A 15,003-nucleotide genomic window follows, 5' to 3' on the forward strand; every position below is an offset into this window, starting at 1 on the left:
GGCGAAGCCGCCGCTAGAAAGGACAATTGTATGGAAAAAGGAAAGATCGTACAGGTTTTAGGGCCGGTTATTGATGTGGCTTTTCCGGGAAAGCTTCCCATGATCAAGGATGCGCTCACTGTAGATAACGGCGGAAAAACCTGTGTCATGGAAGTGGCGCAGCATATGGGCAACGGGATTGTCCGCTGTATCAGCCTTTCGTCTACGGAGGGCTTTGCCAAGGATATGGAAGTTACCGCCACCGGTTCGTGCATTACCGTTCCCGTGGGCACAGCGACCCTGGGCAGAATGTTCAACGTACTGGGCGAAGCCATTGATGAGGCAGGTGAGGTAGATGCACAGGATCACTGGCCCATCCACCGTGCCGCACCTTCCTTCCGGGATCAGAGCCCGGTAGTGGAAATTCTGGAAACCGGCATCAAGGTCATTGACCTGCTGGCACCGTATGCAAAGGGTGGTAAGGTCGGTCTGTTCGGCGGCGCAGGTGTGGGAAAAACAGTCCTGATCCAGGAACTGATCCACAACGTTGCCACAGAGCATGGCGGTTATTCGATTTTCACCGGTGTAGGTGAGCGTTCCCGTGAGGGTAACGACCTGTGGAACGAAATGAAGGAATCCGGCGTTATTGAAAAGACTGCCCTGGTATTCGGTCAGATGAATGAGCCCCCCGGATCCCGTATGCGTGTGGCGCAGACTGGTCTGACCATGGCGGAATATTTCCGTGACGAAAAGCATCAGGATGTGCTGCTGTTCATTGACAATATTTTCCGTTATGTACAGGCAGGTTCGGAGGTTTCAGCGCTGCTGGGACGTATGCCCTCTGCCGTTGGTTATCAGCCGACTTTGGCAAACGAAGTGGGCGAATTGCAGGAGCGTATCACTTCCACCAGAAACGGTTCCATTACTTCTGTACAGGCAGTTTACGTGCCGGCAGATGACCTGACAGACCCGGCACCGGCAACGACATTTGCCCATCTGGATGCCACTACGGTACTGTCCCGTAAGATCGTGGAGCAGGGTATTTATCCCGCGGTGGATCCGCTGGAGTCCACTTCCCGTATTCTGGAGCCGGATGTGGTAGGCGAAGAGCACTACCGTGTGGCACGAGAGGTACAGGAACTATTGCAGCGGTACAAGGAATTGCAGGATATCATTGCCATTTTGGGTATGGAAGAACTGGATGAGGATGATAAGATTGCAGTTTATCGTGCCCGTAAGCTTCAGAAGTTCCTGTCTCAGCCCTTCCATGTGGCAGAGGTATTTACCGGTACGCCGGGTAAATATGTGCCGCTGAAGGAGACCATCCGCGGATTCAAGATGATTGTGGAAGGTGCAATGGATGAACTGCCGGAAAATGCGTTCTTTAATGTGGGAACCATTGATGAGGCAATTGCGAAGGCACAGACCATGAAGGAATCGTGAGGGATGTATCATGGAAAATACATTTATGTTGGAGATCCTGGCGGCAGATCGTCCGTTCTATGTAGGACCGTCTGAACATCTGGTATTCCCGACCATGGACGGCTTGGTGGGCATTTTACCGGGGCATGTGTCTATGGTAACGGTGGTCAGTCCTGGAGAACTGAAATATCAGGTGGACGGTGTGTGGCATTATGCCGCCATTAGTGAGGGCTTTGTGGAGATCCGCCGGGATTATGTGCTGATTTTGGGGGATGCGATTGAGCTGCCCGAAGAGATCGATGCCAAGCGTGCCGCAGAGGCAGCGGAGCGTGCCAAGGAACGGCTGCTCCACCGGCAGAGTATTATGCAGTATTATCATACCCAAGCGGCACTGAACCGTGCCATGAACCGGTTGAAGATCTCCAAACGGCATAATCATGAAATATAAAAAAATCCGCTTTTCCGGTGTGGGAAGGCGGTTTTTTGTTGTATTAACAGGAAAAAAGGAGCAGTTTTGTTTCTGTTCGGAAAAAAGTTGCTCATCAAGCTGGTTCAGCTGAGCCCAGCTGGCGCAGATCCAGGGCTGCGAAAGCCCTGGTCGCCGCCCGCAGGCGGCGAAACACCCCGGCGCATTCTTTTGCGCTACGGAGAGAGTGGTGAGAAAAAGCGGCAGCTTTTTCGAGGAGGGGCGAACAAGACCGCCCCTCCTTGTAAAGACATTTCAACAAGTATAATTTTGTAAACGTCCCGGTGGGACGTTTACAACGGATATTTTTCAAGTTTTTAGGTATTTTATAAGTATTTTACTACGGCGAAAGTTGAATGCGTCAAAAACGTTCCACCGGAACGTTTTTGAAATTTTGCATGCTGAAAAAGGTTTACAAAGAGGGGGAAGCGGTCTTGTTCGCTTCCCCCCTCGAAAAGCTGTCGCTTTTCTCACCCCTTTTCTCCGCACGCCGAAAATAACGGCGCAGGATGTTTCGCCGCTGCGGCGGCGACCAGGGCTTCTCGCCCTGGACCTCGCCAGCATTTTTGAAAAATTGCTGGATCAAAAAACTTCATTGCCGCCTGCGGCACTGTTGAAATGTGACGAATTTCATAGCGGAAAATCGCTGTCGGATGTTTTCAAAAAATAAGGAGCGAACATCGTTCGCCCCTGAAATCATCAATATTCAAACAAACATCCATCCGCAATGGACTGATAATCACAGTTTACAGATCGTTTTACCGAATGGATATTCACTGCACCGCCGCTGATGGTGACGCCGCTAATGGCTTCAATACCGTTCCCGGCGGCGTTTTGTACATCCACATAACCGGCTTCAATAGTCACAAATCCCTTCTCAGCTTCGGTGGTATTGCTTGCTTTGATGCCGTCCTTGCAGGCAGAGATCACCGTATTGCCGCCGGAGATCTGCACACTATCCTCGCCGTAAATGCCAGTGGCTGCTGCGGAAATATTCAGTGTGCCATTTTTGATCTTCACGTCATTGCTGGATTTGATGCCATGCTTTTTATTGCCGATAACCGTCAGCTGACCGTCGCCCTTAATGGTCAGGTCATCCTTGCTGGAAATGCAGGCGGACAGGGCATTTGCGGCAGTATCCTCCACATAGTTGGTGGAACCGCTGTCCAGATGGAGAGTGCAAGTGTCGGCACTTATTATATAAAGGGGCGCAGAAGTGGAGCAAGTGATGCCTACACCGTTGAAGTGGAGATTAATTTTATCCGTTTTGGGCGCATTGACCACGATCTGTCCATCGTTCAGCGTGCCGGATACTTCGTATCTGCCGCCCTGGAGAATGGTGATCACACTGCCGCTGACGGAAACCGCAGCCGAGTCGCTGACTTGTGCACCGGAACCGTTCAGGGTAATGTAAATGGTAGCATCCACTTCTTCCGGTGGTTCTGTTTCCACAGGTGCAGCAGTTGTGGCAGCCGGTGTCTGATTTTCCACCGGGGCAGTTGTTGTTTTAGGTGCAGCTGCTCCGCCGGATGAGGAATTGCCGCCGCTGCCGGAATTGTCTTTCGCTGCATTGCCGTTGTTCTGCTGGCTGTTGTTCTGATAGATGGGCGCAATCGTGGTGATGGCATTTTTTGTAGTGGTACCGGCAGTCGTTTGGGTGGATTTTGTCGTAGCAGAACTGTCATCTGTATCACTGGTAGTTGTGGTCTTGGTGGTTTCCTTGCTATCAGTGCTGGAATCGTCTTTGTCTGTGGAAGCAGACGATGCGTCATCACTGTAACTGTTGGCGGCATCCATTGTGACAGTTTCACCGCTGTCATTGCTGCCGCAGCCGCTGCAGACAAGCAGAATTGCAGCACAAGCAATTGCAAAAAGTTTTCGGTTGTACATTAGATTCATCCTTTCTGAAAGAAATCGGTCAAAATAATCCATGATACCAGTATAGTGCAGAAAGTTGAAAATAACATTGAAAAATAGTATGGTTTATCTCATGGGGATAGCTATCAGGTGTTTGCATCAGAGACAAAGGGTCATCCACGGGAAAAAATTCCGGATGATATCGTATCCCAGAACAGTTCCCACTACGGTGAATAACAGTGCGTTGCTTCTCGGCAGAAGCCGTACTGGTTTTTCTAGTGCCAGACAGACGGTCTCTGCATAAAGTACTGCCAGCACTGTCGTCAGAGTCAGGATCATGGGATTATACCCAAGGGAACGGAAAATGTGTCCGTGAAGCAGCTCCAGGACTGCACGGGTGTTGCCGCATGCTGGACAGAGATATCCTGTCAGCCGGTGAAAAGTACAGTCGGGAAAGCTTGCGGATTCCGCCAGTGCAGTGATCCCATTCCGGCAGAGTATGATGGTGAGAATACAAAGGGGCGCTGCCAGACTGATGCCGATCGCAGTGGGGCGCTTCATTTCCGCAGAGGTGTGCCCGTGTTGTCTCGGAAGGAACCCAGCAGAATGCAGATGAGATCCACGATGGTGCCGATACCGAAGAAGCCGCCGGTCAACAGCCAGAGCAGTCCTGTGCCGATTTTTCCCACATAGAACCGGTGCAGCCCGCCGATACCGCAGAAGCCCAGGAGACAGAGGATGAATGCAGCAATTTTGCTTTTATCGCTGGTAACAGTGACGTATTGTGCCATAAGATCGCTCCTTTTGATAGGTTAGTTTTATTATAGCGTATTTTGTCGGGAATTGCAACATGAATTATAAAAATTACGTGTTTGCAATTGTTTTTTGTATAGGGTTCTCTGTTTCAAGCAGGTTGTTATCGCTCCACTCTTTCATCTGCATTAAAATTGGAACAAATCTGTTTCCCATTTCTGTCAGAGTATACTCTACTTTTGGCGGTACCTGTGGATAAACACAGCGGTGGATAAATCCATCTGCTTCCAATTCACGTAACTGTTTTGTTAGTGTGGATTGCGTAATGCCATCCAACCGTTTTTGCAGTTCATTGAAACGCTGTACTTGATATACGGCTATGTACCAAATAATCAGAATTTTCCATTTGCCGCTGATCACTGCTTGTAAACGGCTCATAGATTCGCATCGGGCAATTTGTTTTTTGTCGGAGTGCTTATTTTCGGACATTTACATTCCCTCCATTCTGGGCACATTATAACATAGAATTTGTATTTTTGTCAATGTACAGTGAAAAATATACTATGTATCAAAAAGAAAAGTATATATATAAAATAATCGTACTTGTATTTTTATACTTAGAATGCTATAATCAAAACAACAGGTAAGCTTACTGTTTTTGTGAGGAGGAATTAATGATGCACTTTACAGGAACAATCTGGCGGCCACCATATGAGGCGTGGTCTGCACTTATTCAGGTCACAGCGGGCTGTACACATCATAAATGTAAGTTCTGTACACTTTATGAGGATGTGCCCTTTCAATTTCGCATGTCGCCGATGGAAGAGATTGAAGCAGATTTGCAGGAAATATATCGGTATATGCCGGATGTCACACGACTCTTTCTAACGGGGGCAAATCCGTTTGTTCTACACACAGATAAACTCAAAACTATAGCTAATCTTGCAAAACAATATTTACAGCGGCTTCGGAGCATTGGTTGTTTTGCAAGAATTACCGACATTACAGGAAAGAGTGTGGAAGAACTGAAAGCTTTACGAACGCTCGGCTATGATCGGATTACTATTGGTGTTGAAACAGGCGATGATGAAGCACTTGATTTTATGCAAAAGGGATATAGGTCAAGGGATATTTTAGAACAATGTCATAAGCTAGATCTGGCAAATATGGAATATAACTTTTTTTATTTGACCGGTATTTATGGTGCTGGAAAAAGTATGGATGGGGTGGCCAGAACAGCTGAGATTTTCAATCAGCTGCATCCAAAAATTGTCGGCGCATCTATGTTGACTATTTACCCATCATCGGAATTATATCAGGAAATACAGTCAGGAAATTGGCATGAAGAGAGTGAAACAGAGAAACTGAAAGAAATGCGTATGTTGATCGAAGCACTTGAGATACGGACGCATTTTGCAGCGTTGGGTGATTCCAATATGTTCAAATTGCATGGAGATCTGCCTCATGACAAGGCAAACTTGTTAAATGAGATTGATCAGATTTTGATGCAATTTGAAGAAACAAAGCTTAGAGCATATCGAGTGAACTTAAAGCATTTGTAAAATTTAGGCTAAAGTTGTGAAGAGAAATTCTCCGTGCTTGACAACACATCGGAAATCTGATATAATAAAGACAAAGAGAGCAGTATCGTTTCGGCGGTCGCTTCCAAGTAATAGGATGATTTGAAATAACCGCTCCTAAGTTGGTCGCTGAGGGCGGTTATTTCCGTTTGTCGCTATGCTGCATGATCTGAATGATTCTGCAAATGAAATTCAGAAGCTCTAATACTTCCAGAAATGTCATATAGCATCACCTCCCAAAACCGTGACAACGGCTGGGAGCTGGATTTGACCGCCTATACACATACATAATTTGTATTATGTATCCGCTTGGATATGCTCTCTTTGCGTTTTTATTATAGCAAATTGTGACAAGCTTGTCAATGCTGTGACAGTATTCTGCACCGGAATCCCGGTGCTTTTTTCTTGTCGGAATAAAAAACAGACGCCCTTTCACAAAGGACGTCTGTAAAGTGTCATATCAAAAATTGTCTTAGAATTCCATCTTGCCGTTGAGGTAGTCTACCAGTTCATCAATGGGCATACGTACCTGTTCCATGGTATCACGATCACGGACAGTAACGCAGTTGTCATTTTCAACAGTCTCAAAGTCTACAGTGATGCAGAACGGTGTGCCGATCTCATCCTGACGGCGGTAGCGCTTGCCGATGGAACCAGTCTCATCGTAATCTACAGGGAAGTGCTTTACCAGCTGTGCATAGACTTCCTGTGCCTTTTCGCTGAGCTTTTTGGACAAAGGCAGAACAGCAGCCTTGAAAGGTGCCAGTGCCGGATGGAAGTGCATTACCACACGGGTATCGTTCTTCTCAGCATCGACCACTTCCTCGTCATAGGCCTCGGTGACAATGGACAGGAACAGACGCTCTACGCCCAGGGACGGCTCGATAACATAGGGGATGTACTTGGTGTTGGTCTCCGGGTCGAAGTATTCCAGGGACTTGCCGCTGTGTTCCTGGTGCTGTGTCAGGTCGTAGTTGGTTCTGTCTGCTACGCCCCACAGTTCGCCCCAGCCGAAGCTGAACTTGTATTCAAAGTCAGTAGTTGCCTTGGAGTAGAAGCACAGTTCTTCCGGATCGTGGTCACGGAGCCGCAGGTTTTCTTCCTTGATGCCCAGGGACAGCAGGAAGTTCTTGCAGTAGCCTCTCCAGTACTGGAACCATTCCAGGTCAGTATCCGGCTTGCAGAAAAATTCCAGTTCCATCTGCTCGAATTCACGGACACGGAAAATAAAGTTGCCCGGTGTGATCTCGTTTCGGAAAGACTTACCGATCTGTGCAACGCCGAAGGGCAGCTTTTTCCGGGTAGTTCTCTGGATATTAGCGAAGTTGACGAAAATACCCTGTGCGGTTTCCGGACGGAGATACAGCTCAGACTTAGAATCCTCAGTAACGCCTTGGAAGGTCTTGAACATCAGGTTAAACTGACGGATATCGGTGAAATCAGCCTTGCCGCAGTTGGGGCAGGTGATACCCTTTTCCCGGATATAATCCATCATCTGCTGGTTTGTCCAGCCGGCAGGATTGGTGCCGTCGAAGTTTTCAATAAGGTTATCCGCACGGTGTCTGGTCTTGCAGGACTTACAGTCCATGAGGGGATCGGAGAAGCCGCCCAGGTGACCGGAGGCAACCCATGTTTCCGGATTCATGAGAATAGAAGCGTCCAGACCTACGTTGTAGGGGGATTCCTGAACGAATTTTTTCCACCATGCCTTTTTGATGTTGTTTTTCAGTTCCACACCCAGAGGACCATAGTCCCACGAGTTTGCCAGACCGCCGTAAATTTCCGAGCCGGGGTATACGAAACCACGGGACTTGCAGAGGTCTACGATTTTATCCATGCTTTTCTGTTCATTGGTCAGCATTTTGCATTCTCCCTTATATAAAAATGATATCCTTTATATTGTACCGGAAAATGGGGGAATTGTCAAGTATTTTCTGTGCGGCGAGCACGGAAATACCAGTTTTCCCTAGCAGTAGGTTCACACAATATTGTTTGTCATCGGAATTTTTGCCAGCATGGCATCCAGTCCGGCAGTATCTTCGGCGGTTTTGTGTGCTGCATAAAGGTTACGATAATAGGCGCTTTTCTCTGCATTGCCTACAGAACGCCAGGCAAGTGCCAGTGTGCTGGCAACGGCGTACAGATCTGGTTTCAGTTCCATTGCCCGTTCTGCATATGTGATCGCTTTCTGGGGATCCTGTTTTTTCAGGTAATATACCGTGGCGAGATTGCCGTATGCGGAGACATATTCTGCATCATAGAGGAGGCAGGATTCATAGCAGCGAATGGCATCATCTGTCTGATCCAGCCGGAAGTAGGTCGTTCCCAGTTCATCCCATACTCTGGGGGATGCAGCACGAAGGCGTAGTAACTCTTCCCAGTCGGCTGCACATGCTGTATAGTTTCCCGATAGCTGGTGGCTGAGTCCACGGAAATACAGCACGGTGATCAGGTCATCCGCAGCATTTTCACCGTATGCAGCGAGTTGATCCAGCCGGCGGATCGCCTTTTCGTATTTGTCGCAGTGCATATCCAGAACGGCTTGTTCCAAAACCTTTTTGCGGCGGTTGTTCTGATATGCCGTGTTCAGGAATTCTGGGTAATCCTTTCGGTAGGTTTGTAGAATCAGAAATCCGTTACCGCTGCGGCGTTTGATGCGGTGTCTTTGGAACAGCAGTGCAGCGGTCAGGCTCACCAGTGTGACAATCCCTTTGGAAATCAGTCGCCGATCCGGGGTGTCCGGCAGGACAATGGCAAGAATGAGGATGATGATGACAACGGCATAGAGGATGCTCCAGAGGATAATGGTCCGGTGGCGCATGGATATCTCTCCTTTTCAATCGTAATTTCTGTCATTTATTGTAGCTTATTTGTGTATCAATGTCAAGGGAGTATTATAAAAACCGCCGCTGTGTGCACTGTACAGCGACGGTTTCGTTCATTTTATAATCCCAATGCCTCTCGGAGCGCAAGGAGATCGCCTTTGGTGTCCAGACTGCCGTCATCGTTCCAGATCATAAGGGTATAATCGGTTTTGGATTCCGGCATGATACCATATAATGTGTACTGTTCGTCCTGGGGGTAACAGGCAATATAATAATCTGATTCCTGTTCAATGACATCGAAGGGGTTTCCCATGGTATATTGACTGAGTTCATCAAGCTGCTCCTGCACGTCATTGTATTGTGTTGTTGTGCCGATCTCCAGAAAAACACTGCGCTGGCGTTCTGTGTCATAGAAGCTGTAACTGTAATAAGTGGTATCAATGACCATATTCTCCCATGTCCAGGAGGCCGCAGCATTTTCTGGGGGCGTGTAAAGTGGTACGTGTGGGTACTGTTCTGCCATAGCAGCAGAAAAATCGGCGTAATTGTCAAATGTGGAATAGGTGACAGGGTCTTCGAAGTAAGCTTCTGTGGTTGCTGTAGCGGTAGTTTTGTCTGCTGTATCAGATTCTGACGGTACAGTGTCACCACAGCCGGAAAAAGCTGCTGGAATACAGGTGAACACAAATAGTAATGCCCATGTTTTTTTCATGTGCTCATCTCCTTTTAAAACCCGTTTTTGTTATTGCTTTTACAATTCCAATGCCTCTCGGAGCGCAAGGAGATCGTCTTTGGTGTCCAGATTGCCGTCATCGTTCCAGACAACAAGCGTATAGAACACATTGTTTGTTCCGGTTAAGCCATACAGTGCATAATCACCATCTTCAGGATAATGCTCCACGGCATAGTCATTTTCCAGAATAACAACCTCAGAATCTACTGAGGAATAAGGCGCTAGCTGGTCAATTCGTTCCTGAATGGTGTCATATTGTTCGTTGAAGCAGATCTGAATCATGACAGTGCGGTTATTTTCTGAATCATGGAAATTGTATTGATAATAACCTGCATCCATAATAATATTGTCCCATGTCCAGCCGGCAATGCTGTCCTGCGGTGGCAAATATATAGAGACACCCGGATGCTCAGCTGTCATGGCATCTGCAAATTCGTCATAGTTATTATATTCCACATAAGTGATAGGTTCTTCATATATTATTTCTGTGGTGGTAGGTTCTGTTTTTGCTGTGCTGGATGTGGGGCTATCTGTGTTACCACAGCCTGCGCAGATGGATAAAAAAGCGAGTAAAAAACAAACGGTTACTTTTTTCATAATGTCATCTCCTTTTGACAATTCAATATTTGTTTTTGTTATTGCTTAAAGTTGTTTTGCACCGAGTGCATGTAGTTAATTTTTTTGAAATATCGTATACGTTATGGTTAAGTCCCCAAATGCAGTTGGGATATTGATCAGGCAGAACTGTGTAGTGATCTGTAACTCCGTATAAATGACCAATTTCATGAACTGCGGTTTTTGTCGCAAAAACATAGGGGTCATAATCAGGATGTTGTTCCTGCATTTTGAAATCATAATCACATGTAACCATTTTTCGTTGACTACTCCAAGTAACTCCATTTAATCCATGATGCGAGCCGCTGGTGCCGTTATGCCCACAGATATAAGAAGCAGTGATTAACCATGTGGCAGAATTGCTAGAGGTCGGAGAAACAAAAGAGTTTTTAAAAGTTTCTGCATTACTGTGATGACGATTGCCATTTTCACATTGTGTGTTTGTGACACATTTGCATCCGTTACGTACAATATTATAGAAATCTGAGGAATTATCTGCGCAGTTCCTAGCAGGCGTTGCACAGATATTTTGTGATGTAAATGCAATATTTACATTGATGTTTTGGCTGGCATAATAATTTTCGGTACGGGATATAATTGTAGGAAATCTGTAAAGAAATGCGGTTGAGACACCATAAACTGCAGTGTCTGTAGAATCCATATAAGCAGTTATATTTAATCCCCCGGCACTATGGCTTTGGAGCGGAATGTGCGGTGATAAAAAAATGGCTGCACCCGTACAACAAGAAACAATGGCTTTTGCAATAAATTTGAATTTCAAAATAAGCACCTTTTTTTAATTAGATTGTATAAAAAATAATGTTTCAACTGGTTCCTGCCAATTACATTATAATTGATTTAAAAGCATTTGTCAATATATTTCATTGAAATTCGTTATTCTTAACAATTTAAATTTCAAATTTTATGCACTTTACATAAATATATATATAAGATGTGCAAAAAGCCGGTCGCTTTTTGCAAAAAGCCCCCGGCTATTATTTTAGTTATTTTTCTGTATAAAATCATTGCATCATTTTCATTCGAGATTCGTATCACAAATGGAGAACCAACTGCAATCGCCGCAGATCTGTGCCAGTCTGCCCTGGGAGAGTATACATGTTTCCACCAGCTGCTGGAAGTCACTCCAACGCAGCACATCCCCCTCCGCCAGTCCGCACAGCCGCAGCACAGCGTGGTCATATCCAGCGACTTTTTCAGCAGCATCGCATTCCTGGGATAAATTATGGGGACAGGCTTCGCAAATACAGTCAGCACCCACTGTCAGGGAAATCAAGGGGTCTTCCTGCATAAATCTGTCGATTTTCTCCGCCATATTTGCTGTGAATGCTTCGCTGTAGCCGTGCCCGCAGAAAAATGCTGTGCATAGCCCGTGGCGGGGACGCAGCTTATACACGATGGATGAAGCGCTTCGGAATGCGCTTTGCAATGAGGATGGCAAGGGCGATCTTCACCAGGTCGGGAATAATAAAGGGAAATACGCACCAGCTCAAAGCGGCAATCAGTCCTACAGCACCGTTGGCATTGGTATAGACGATCATAAACCATGCAGTGCCGAAAGCATAGCACACAAGCAGCCCCAGTACCATGGCAATGATCATCACTGGGAGCTTTTCGCCGAAAAAGTGGGTGATTGCCCAGTATAACAGCGCTGTGAACAGGAATCCTATAATGTAACCGCCTGTAGTGCCCAGTAGTACGCCCACACCGCCGGAAAAACCGGCAAAAACGGGGACGCCTACTGCACCCAGGACAATATATACCAGTACGGAAATAGTGCCGGATTTTCCGCCCAGTGTACCCAGTGCACAGAAAACTGCAAAGGTCTGCAATGTAAAGGGTACGGTCATGGGGATCTGGATCCAGGAGCAGACTGCCATAATAGCGGCAAAAAGTGCGATCTGCACCATAGCAACGATCTTTTGATGCTGATTCCGGGAGGCAGGCGTGCCTGTTTCCGTTGGAACTGTGGCTTGTGTTTGTTGTTTCATAAGATACAACTCCTTTTCTCATTTGTTTTTGTCACCCGGCAAAGGATGATAATGGTTGACAAATATGATTATACCACAGTGCAAGTTATTTGTCAACCATATTTTTCAGGTTGTTTGGTTGACTGACATTTCCCCGTGGGACAGAAAATAGATAAAAATAGATAAAAGCAACTTCTTGTATTGTTGGTATATTGTGAAAAATCACGAAAATAAAAAAACGCCCTTGACAATTGGCTGAAATCGTGGTAAATTAGTGTTAGCACTCAGATAGAATGAGTGCTAACACTTGAAAAGTGGATCTGCCAGAAAGGATGGTCAGTGTGGATGCTCGGAAACGTCGGATTTTATCGGCGGTAGTTGATTTATATATTCGTACTGGTGAGCCGGTGGGTTCTAAGACCATTTCACAGCTGCCGGACATTTACGTGTCGGCTGCGACAGTCCGCAATGATATGGCAGTTCTGGAAGAATTGGGCTATTTGGAACAGCCCCATACGTCGGCAGGGCGTGTGCCCACATTCAGCGGTTATCGCATGTATATTGAAGAGATCGGTGTCAGCAGCACGCTTCCTGAGGAAGAGCGGGAACGGCTGGACGAAATGCTGGGGGATGAATCCCAGCTCACGGAAGATCTGATCTTACAGAGTGCGACTACGGCGCTCGCTCAGATCACCCAATGCGCTACAGTGGTTTCTAATTTTGCACCAAAATATTCTGTGATTACAAAGGTGGATGTGATTCCGACTGGAAAACGGATGTATGTGGTGCTTCTCATTACATCTGACGGCAAGATCAAGAATCGTGCCTGTCGGCTTCAGTTTGATCTGACCCATGAGCACATGGATTTCTTCAAGCACTTTATGGAGGAAAACCTGGAGGGTGTTTCTGTTTCTGAGTTGTCGGATGAAAAAATGGAGCAGATGGTCACTGCAATGGGCACTTATATGATGACCCTGAGTCCCTTGGTGCAGGGTATCTGCGAAATGTCCAGGGATCTGCAAAAGAACGAGTTGTATGTCACAGGTGAGCAGAATCTGTTCTCCTGTGAAGAGTTGGACAAAGCCGAAGTGGCACAGTTTATGATGCACAAGCAGAATTTGTCCGGGTTGCTGGATGATTCCTTCCAGGGGATCAAGGTCATGTTCGGCGAGGAGGGCAACGATTTTGTCATCGGGAATTCCAGCATGATCGTATCCAAGTACCAGAAAGGCGATCACACTGCCGGTTCGCTTGGCGTCATTGGTCCGATGCGGCTGAATTATGCCAAGATCATTCCATATATTGAATATTTCACCGAGAAGATCTCGCATCTGATTTCGGAAGAAGAACCAGAAGAGATCAGACTCGTACAGAAGCCGGATCAGCCGGAGCAACAATAGGAAAGGATGTGCTTTTGATGGAAAACGAAAAGGACGATCTGAAACAGGAAAAAACTGCTGAGGAGACTGTACCGGAAACAGAAGCGGCACCGGAAACAGAGGCTGCTGAAAAAACAGCGGAATGTCAGGAAGAACCGGCTAAGGATGACAAAAAGAAGAAGAAAAAAGATCTGAAAGATGCCCTGGAAAAGAAAGAAGCAGAGCTGGCAGATCAGAAAGATCAGTACCTGCGGCTCATGGCAGAATATCAGAACTACCGGAACCGCACTACGGAAGAAAAGAAAAAGATCTATGGCGATGCCAAGGTGGACTGTGTGAAGGAACTGCTGGGTGTTATGGACACGTTTGAGCGTGCACTGGAGGCACCCTGCACCGATGAGAATTATAAGAAAGGTGTGGAGCTGACCTTCACCCAGATCCAGAAAGCGTTCGAAAAACTGGGCGTTACGGAAATCGCCGCATTGGGCGAGACATTTGATCCCAATGTGCACAATGCCATCAAGCAGGTGGACGACAGCGAGTATGAAAGCGACAAGGTCTGCGAGGTGTTCCAGAAGGGCTACATGCTGGGCGACCGGCTCATCCGTCCGGCAATGGTTGCCGTTTCTGTTTAGTCAGGAGGGTGTTCTTGAAAAAACATACAGCGTCGCTCATGACAGCGGCAATGCTCCTGACTGTGGCATGGATGACGGGGTGTGATTTTGGAAAGGTGGAACAGACTGCGGTGGATACTTCTTCGGCGGAATCGGCAGTGGAAACCACGGCGGAGACCGTTGCAGAAACCACGGCAGACACAGAAGTATCAGCGGTAGAAGCGGATGAATCGGTTGAATTTTCCACTTACGATGAATTTGCTGCGTATATGGCAGAGCATCATCCGGAATTGACGATGTATGCACCGCCAAAGACATGGGCACAAGACTGGGAAACTTCGTATATCATACTTTATGACAATTCCTATGTCTATCAGTTCTGCAAAGCCGAAGAGTATTCAGTGACAGATCTTGTTACCATTACGGTGATGTATGCTTATCAGAATTGTGAAAGCGCAGCATCTATGATAGAACAATTGGGCGAAACCGTGACATCAGCTCCCAGTCCTGGCTACTGCTTTTATGAAGAAGAAATGACCTTTCCAGATGGAACTAGTCAGATGCAAAGTATTCTGGCAGGCATTACCGGAGATTTCAATACGCTTTATACGTTGGAAGCATCCCATTCGGATACAGACTGGAATATCACACCGTATACAGAAGAGGAACTGCTGTCTCTCCGTGAAGAACTCCGCTTATAGCAAGCACAAAAACTCCTGCCCGAAAGGACAGTTCATATAAATTATTTCAATCTATTTTTGATATGACCCCGTCTGAAACGGGAAATACAGA

Annotated in this window: 18 protein-coding genes; 7 read left to right on the forward strand and 11 right to left on the reverse strand. The window is 46.7% G+C overall.

Going from position 1 to position 15,003, the window contains the following annotated elements:
- Positions 1–30 precede the first annotated feature (30 nt).
- The 3 genes from atpD to QZ375_RS05170 all read left to right on the forward strand — a co-directional run bounded on the left by atpD (position 31) and on the right by QZ375_RS05170 (position 2,537).
- A complete protein-coding gene (gene atpD / locus QZ375_RS05160; RefSeq protein WP_295216269.1) occupies positions 31–1,422 on the forward strand; it encodes a F0F1 ATP synthase subunit beta in 1,392 nt (463 codons plus the stop codon).
- A 10-nt stretch (positions 1,423–1,432) separates the two neighbouring features.
- Complete coding sequence (gene atpC, locus QZ375_RS05165; RefSeq protein ID WP_295216272.1) at positions 1,433–1,849, forward strand: ATP synthase F1 subunit epsilon; 417 nt, start codon at positions 1,433–1,435, stop codon at positions 1,847–1,849.
- Between the two features lie 412 nt (positions 1,850–2,261).
- Positions 2,262–2,537 carry a hypothetical protein gene (locus tag QZ375_RS05170; protein ID WP_295216275.1) on the forward strand — a complete coding sequence of 92 codons (276 nt, stop codon included), beginning with the start codon at positions 2,262–2,264 and terminating at the stop codon, positions 2,535–2,537.
- A 29-nt stretch (positions 2,538–2,566) separates the two neighbouring features.
- Here QZ375_RS05170 and QZ375_RS05175 read toward each other — a convergent pair whose 3' ends face one another.
- The 4 genes from QZ375_RS05175 to QZ375_RS05190 form a co-directional block, all read right to left on the reverse strand.
- Positions 2,567–3,757, reverse strand: a complete 1,191-nt coding sequence (locus tag QZ375_RS05175) for a carbohydrate-binding domain-containing protein (RefSeq protein ID WP_295216278.1) — start codon at positions 3,755–3,757, stop codon at positions 2,567–2,569.
- A 126-nt stretch (positions 3,758–3,883) separates the two neighbouring features.
- Positions 3,884–4,285, reverse strand: coding sequence for a DUF2752 domain-containing protein (locus tag QZ375_RS05180; protein WP_295216282.1), 402 nt, complete (start codon positions 4,283–4,285; stop codon positions 3,884–3,886).
- On the reverse strand, positions 4,282–4,515 hold the full coding sequence (locus QZ375_RS05185; protein WP_295216285.1) for a TM2 domain-containing protein: 234 nt from the start codon (positions 4,513–4,515) through the stop codon (positions 4,282–4,284). Before QZ375_RS05185 ends, QZ375_RS05180 begins: the two co-directional genes overlap by 4 nt.
- A 73-nt stretch (positions 4,516–4,588) precedes the next feature.
- Positions 4,589–4,966, reverse strand: coding sequence for a helix-turn-helix domain-containing protein (locus tag QZ375_RS05190; protein WP_295216287.1), 378 nt, complete (start codon positions 4,964–4,966; stop codon positions 4,589–4,591).
- Between the two features lie 185 nt (positions 4,967–5,151).
- Between QZ375_RS05190 and QZ375_RS05195 the strand changes: the two genes are divergently transcribed.
- Positions 5,152–6,039, forward strand: a complete 888-nt coding sequence (locus tag QZ375_RS05195) for a radical SAM protein (RefSeq protein ID WP_365728378.1) — start codon at positions 5,152–5,154, stop codon at positions 6,037–6,039.
- A 490-nt stretch (positions 6,040–6,529) separates the two neighbouring features.
- Here the strand turns inward: QZ375_RS05195 and QZ375_RS05200 are convergent, their stop codons facing one another.
- The 7 genes from QZ375_RS05200 to QZ375_RS05230 form a co-directional block, all read right to left on the reverse strand.
- On the reverse strand, positions 6,530–7,918 hold the full coding sequence (locus tag QZ375_RS05200; RefSeq protein ID WP_295216288.1) for a glycine--tRNA ligase: 1,389 nt from the start codon (positions 7,916–7,918) through the stop codon (positions 6,530–6,532).
- A gap of 117 nt (positions 7,919–8,035) precedes the next feature.
- Positions 8,036–8,878: a tetratricopeptide repeat protein gene (locus tag QZ375_RS05205; protein WP_295216291.1), complete on the reverse strand. Its 843-nt coding sequence runs from the start codon at positions 8,876–8,878 to the stop codon at positions 8,036–8,038.
- 122 nt (positions 8,879–9,000) lie between these two features.
- Complete coding sequence (locus QZ375_RS05210; RefSeq protein ID WP_295216294.1) at positions 9,001–9,594, reverse strand: hypothetical protein; 594 nt, start codon at positions 9,592–9,594, stop codon at positions 9,001–9,003.
- Positions 9,595–9,633: 39 nt separating this feature from the next.
- Positions 9,634–10,212 (reverse strand): hypothetical protein, encoded by a 579-nt coding sequence (locus tag QZ375_RS05215; RefSeq protein ID WP_295216297.1) that lies wholly within the window; start codon positions 10,210–10,212, stop codon positions 9,634–9,636.
- Between the two features lie 22 nt (positions 10,213–10,234).
- Positions 10,235–11,011: a hypothetical protein gene (locus QZ375_RS05220; RefSeq protein ID WP_295216299.1), complete on the reverse strand. Its 777-nt coding sequence runs from the start codon at positions 11,009–11,011 to the stop codon at positions 10,235–10,237.
- 255 nt (positions 11,012–11,266) lie between these two features.
- Positions 11,267–11,644, reverse strand: a complete 378-nt coding sequence (locus QZ375_RS05225; RefSeq protein WP_295216302.1) for a DUF1284 domain-containing protein — start codon at positions 11,642–11,644, stop codon at positions 11,267–11,269.
- Complete coding sequence (locus QZ375_RS05230) at positions 11,637–12,158, reverse strand: biotin transporter BioY (protein WP_295216350.1); 522 nt, start codon at positions 12,156–12,158, stop codon at positions 11,637–11,639. Before QZ375_RS05230 ends, QZ375_RS05225 begins: the two co-directional genes overlap by 8 nt.
- A gap of 401 nt (positions 12,159–12,559) precedes the next feature.
- Between QZ375_RS05230 and hrcA the strand changes: the two genes are divergently transcribed.
- Genes hrcA through QZ375_RS05245 form a run of 3 tightly spaced genes read left to right on the forward strand, consistent with a single transcriptional unit; the run spans position 12,560 to position 14,912 of the window.
- Positions 12,560–13,618, forward strand: a complete 1,059-nt coding sequence (gene hrcA, locus QZ375_RS05235) for a heat-inducible transcriptional repressor HrcA (RefSeq protein ID WP_295216306.1) — start codon at positions 12,560–12,562, stop codon at positions 13,616–13,618.
- Positions 13,619–13,635: 17 nt separating this feature from the next.
- On the forward strand, positions 13,636–14,232 hold the full coding sequence (gene grpE, locus QZ375_RS05240) for a nucleotide exchange factor GrpE (protein WP_295216309.1): 597 nt from the start codon (positions 13,636–13,638) through the stop codon (positions 14,230–14,232).
- Positions 14,233–14,246: 14 nt separating this feature from the next.
- Positions 14,247–14,912 (forward strand): hypothetical protein, encoded by a 666-nt coding sequence (locus QZ375_RS05245; protein ID WP_295216312.1) that lies wholly within the window; start codon positions 14,247–14,249, stop codon positions 14,910–14,912.
- Positions 14,913–15,003: the final 91 nt, after the last annotated feature.

This window comes from Ruminococcus sp. (genome assembly GCF_019417665.1).
Classification (GTDB): domain Bacteria; phylum Bacillota; class Clostridia; order Oscillospirales; family Ruminococcaceae; genus Ruminococcus_C.

Excerpts from the sequence above, each read along its gene's own strand:
- atpD (WP_295216269.1), top strand. The coding sequence starts at position 31 with ATGGAAAAAGGAAAGATCGTACAGGTTTTAGGGCCGGTTATTGATGTG.
- atpC (WP_295216272.1), top strand. The coding sequence starts at position 1,433 with ATGGAAAATACATTTATGTTGGAGATCCTGGCGGCAGATCGTCCGTTC.
- QZ375_RS05175 (WP_295216278.1), bottom strand. The coding sequence starts at position 3,757 with ATGTACAACCGAAAACTTTTTGCAATTGCTTGTGCTGCAATTCTGCTT.
- QZ375_RS05180 (WP_295216282.1), bottom strand. The coding sequence starts at position 4,285 with ATGAAGCGCCCCACTGCGATCGGCATCAGTCTGGCAGCGCCCCTTTGT.
- QZ375_RS05185 (WP_295216285.1), bottom strand. The coding sequence starts at position 4,515 with ATGGCACAATACGTCACTGTTACCAGCGATAAAAGCAAAATTGCTGCA.
- QZ375_RS05190 (WP_295216287.1), bottom strand. The coding sequence starts at position 4,966 with ATGTCCGAAAATAAGCACTCCGACAAAAAACAAATTGCCCGATGCGAA.
- QZ375_RS05195 (WP_365728378.1), top strand. The coding sequence starts at position 5,152 with ATGATGCACTTTACAGGAACAATCTGGCGGCCACCATATGAGGCGTGG.
- QZ375_RS05200 (WP_295216288.1), bottom strand. The coding sequence starts at position 7,918 with ATGCTGACCAATGAACAGAAAAGCATGGATAAAATCGTAGACCTCTGC.
- QZ375_RS05205 (WP_295216291.1), bottom strand. The coding sequence starts at position 8,878 with ATGCGCCACCGGACCATTATCCTCTGGAGCATCCTCTATGCCGTTGTC.
- QZ375_RS05210 (WP_295216294.1), bottom strand. The coding sequence starts at position 9,594 with ATGAAAAAAACATGGGCATTACTATTTGTGTTCACCTGTATTCCAGCA.
- QZ375_RS05215 (WP_295216297.1), bottom strand. The coding sequence starts at position 10,212 with ATGAAAAAAGTAACCGTTTGTTTTTTACTCGCTTTTTTATCCATCTGC.
- QZ375_RS05230 (WP_295216350.1), bottom strand. The coding sequence starts at position 12,158 with ATGGTGCAGATCGCACTTTTTGCCGCTATTATGGCAGTCTGCTCCTGG.
- grpE (WP_295216309.1), top strand. The coding sequence starts at position 13,636 with ATGGAAAACGAAAAGGACGATCTGAAACAGGAAAAAACTGCTGAGGAG.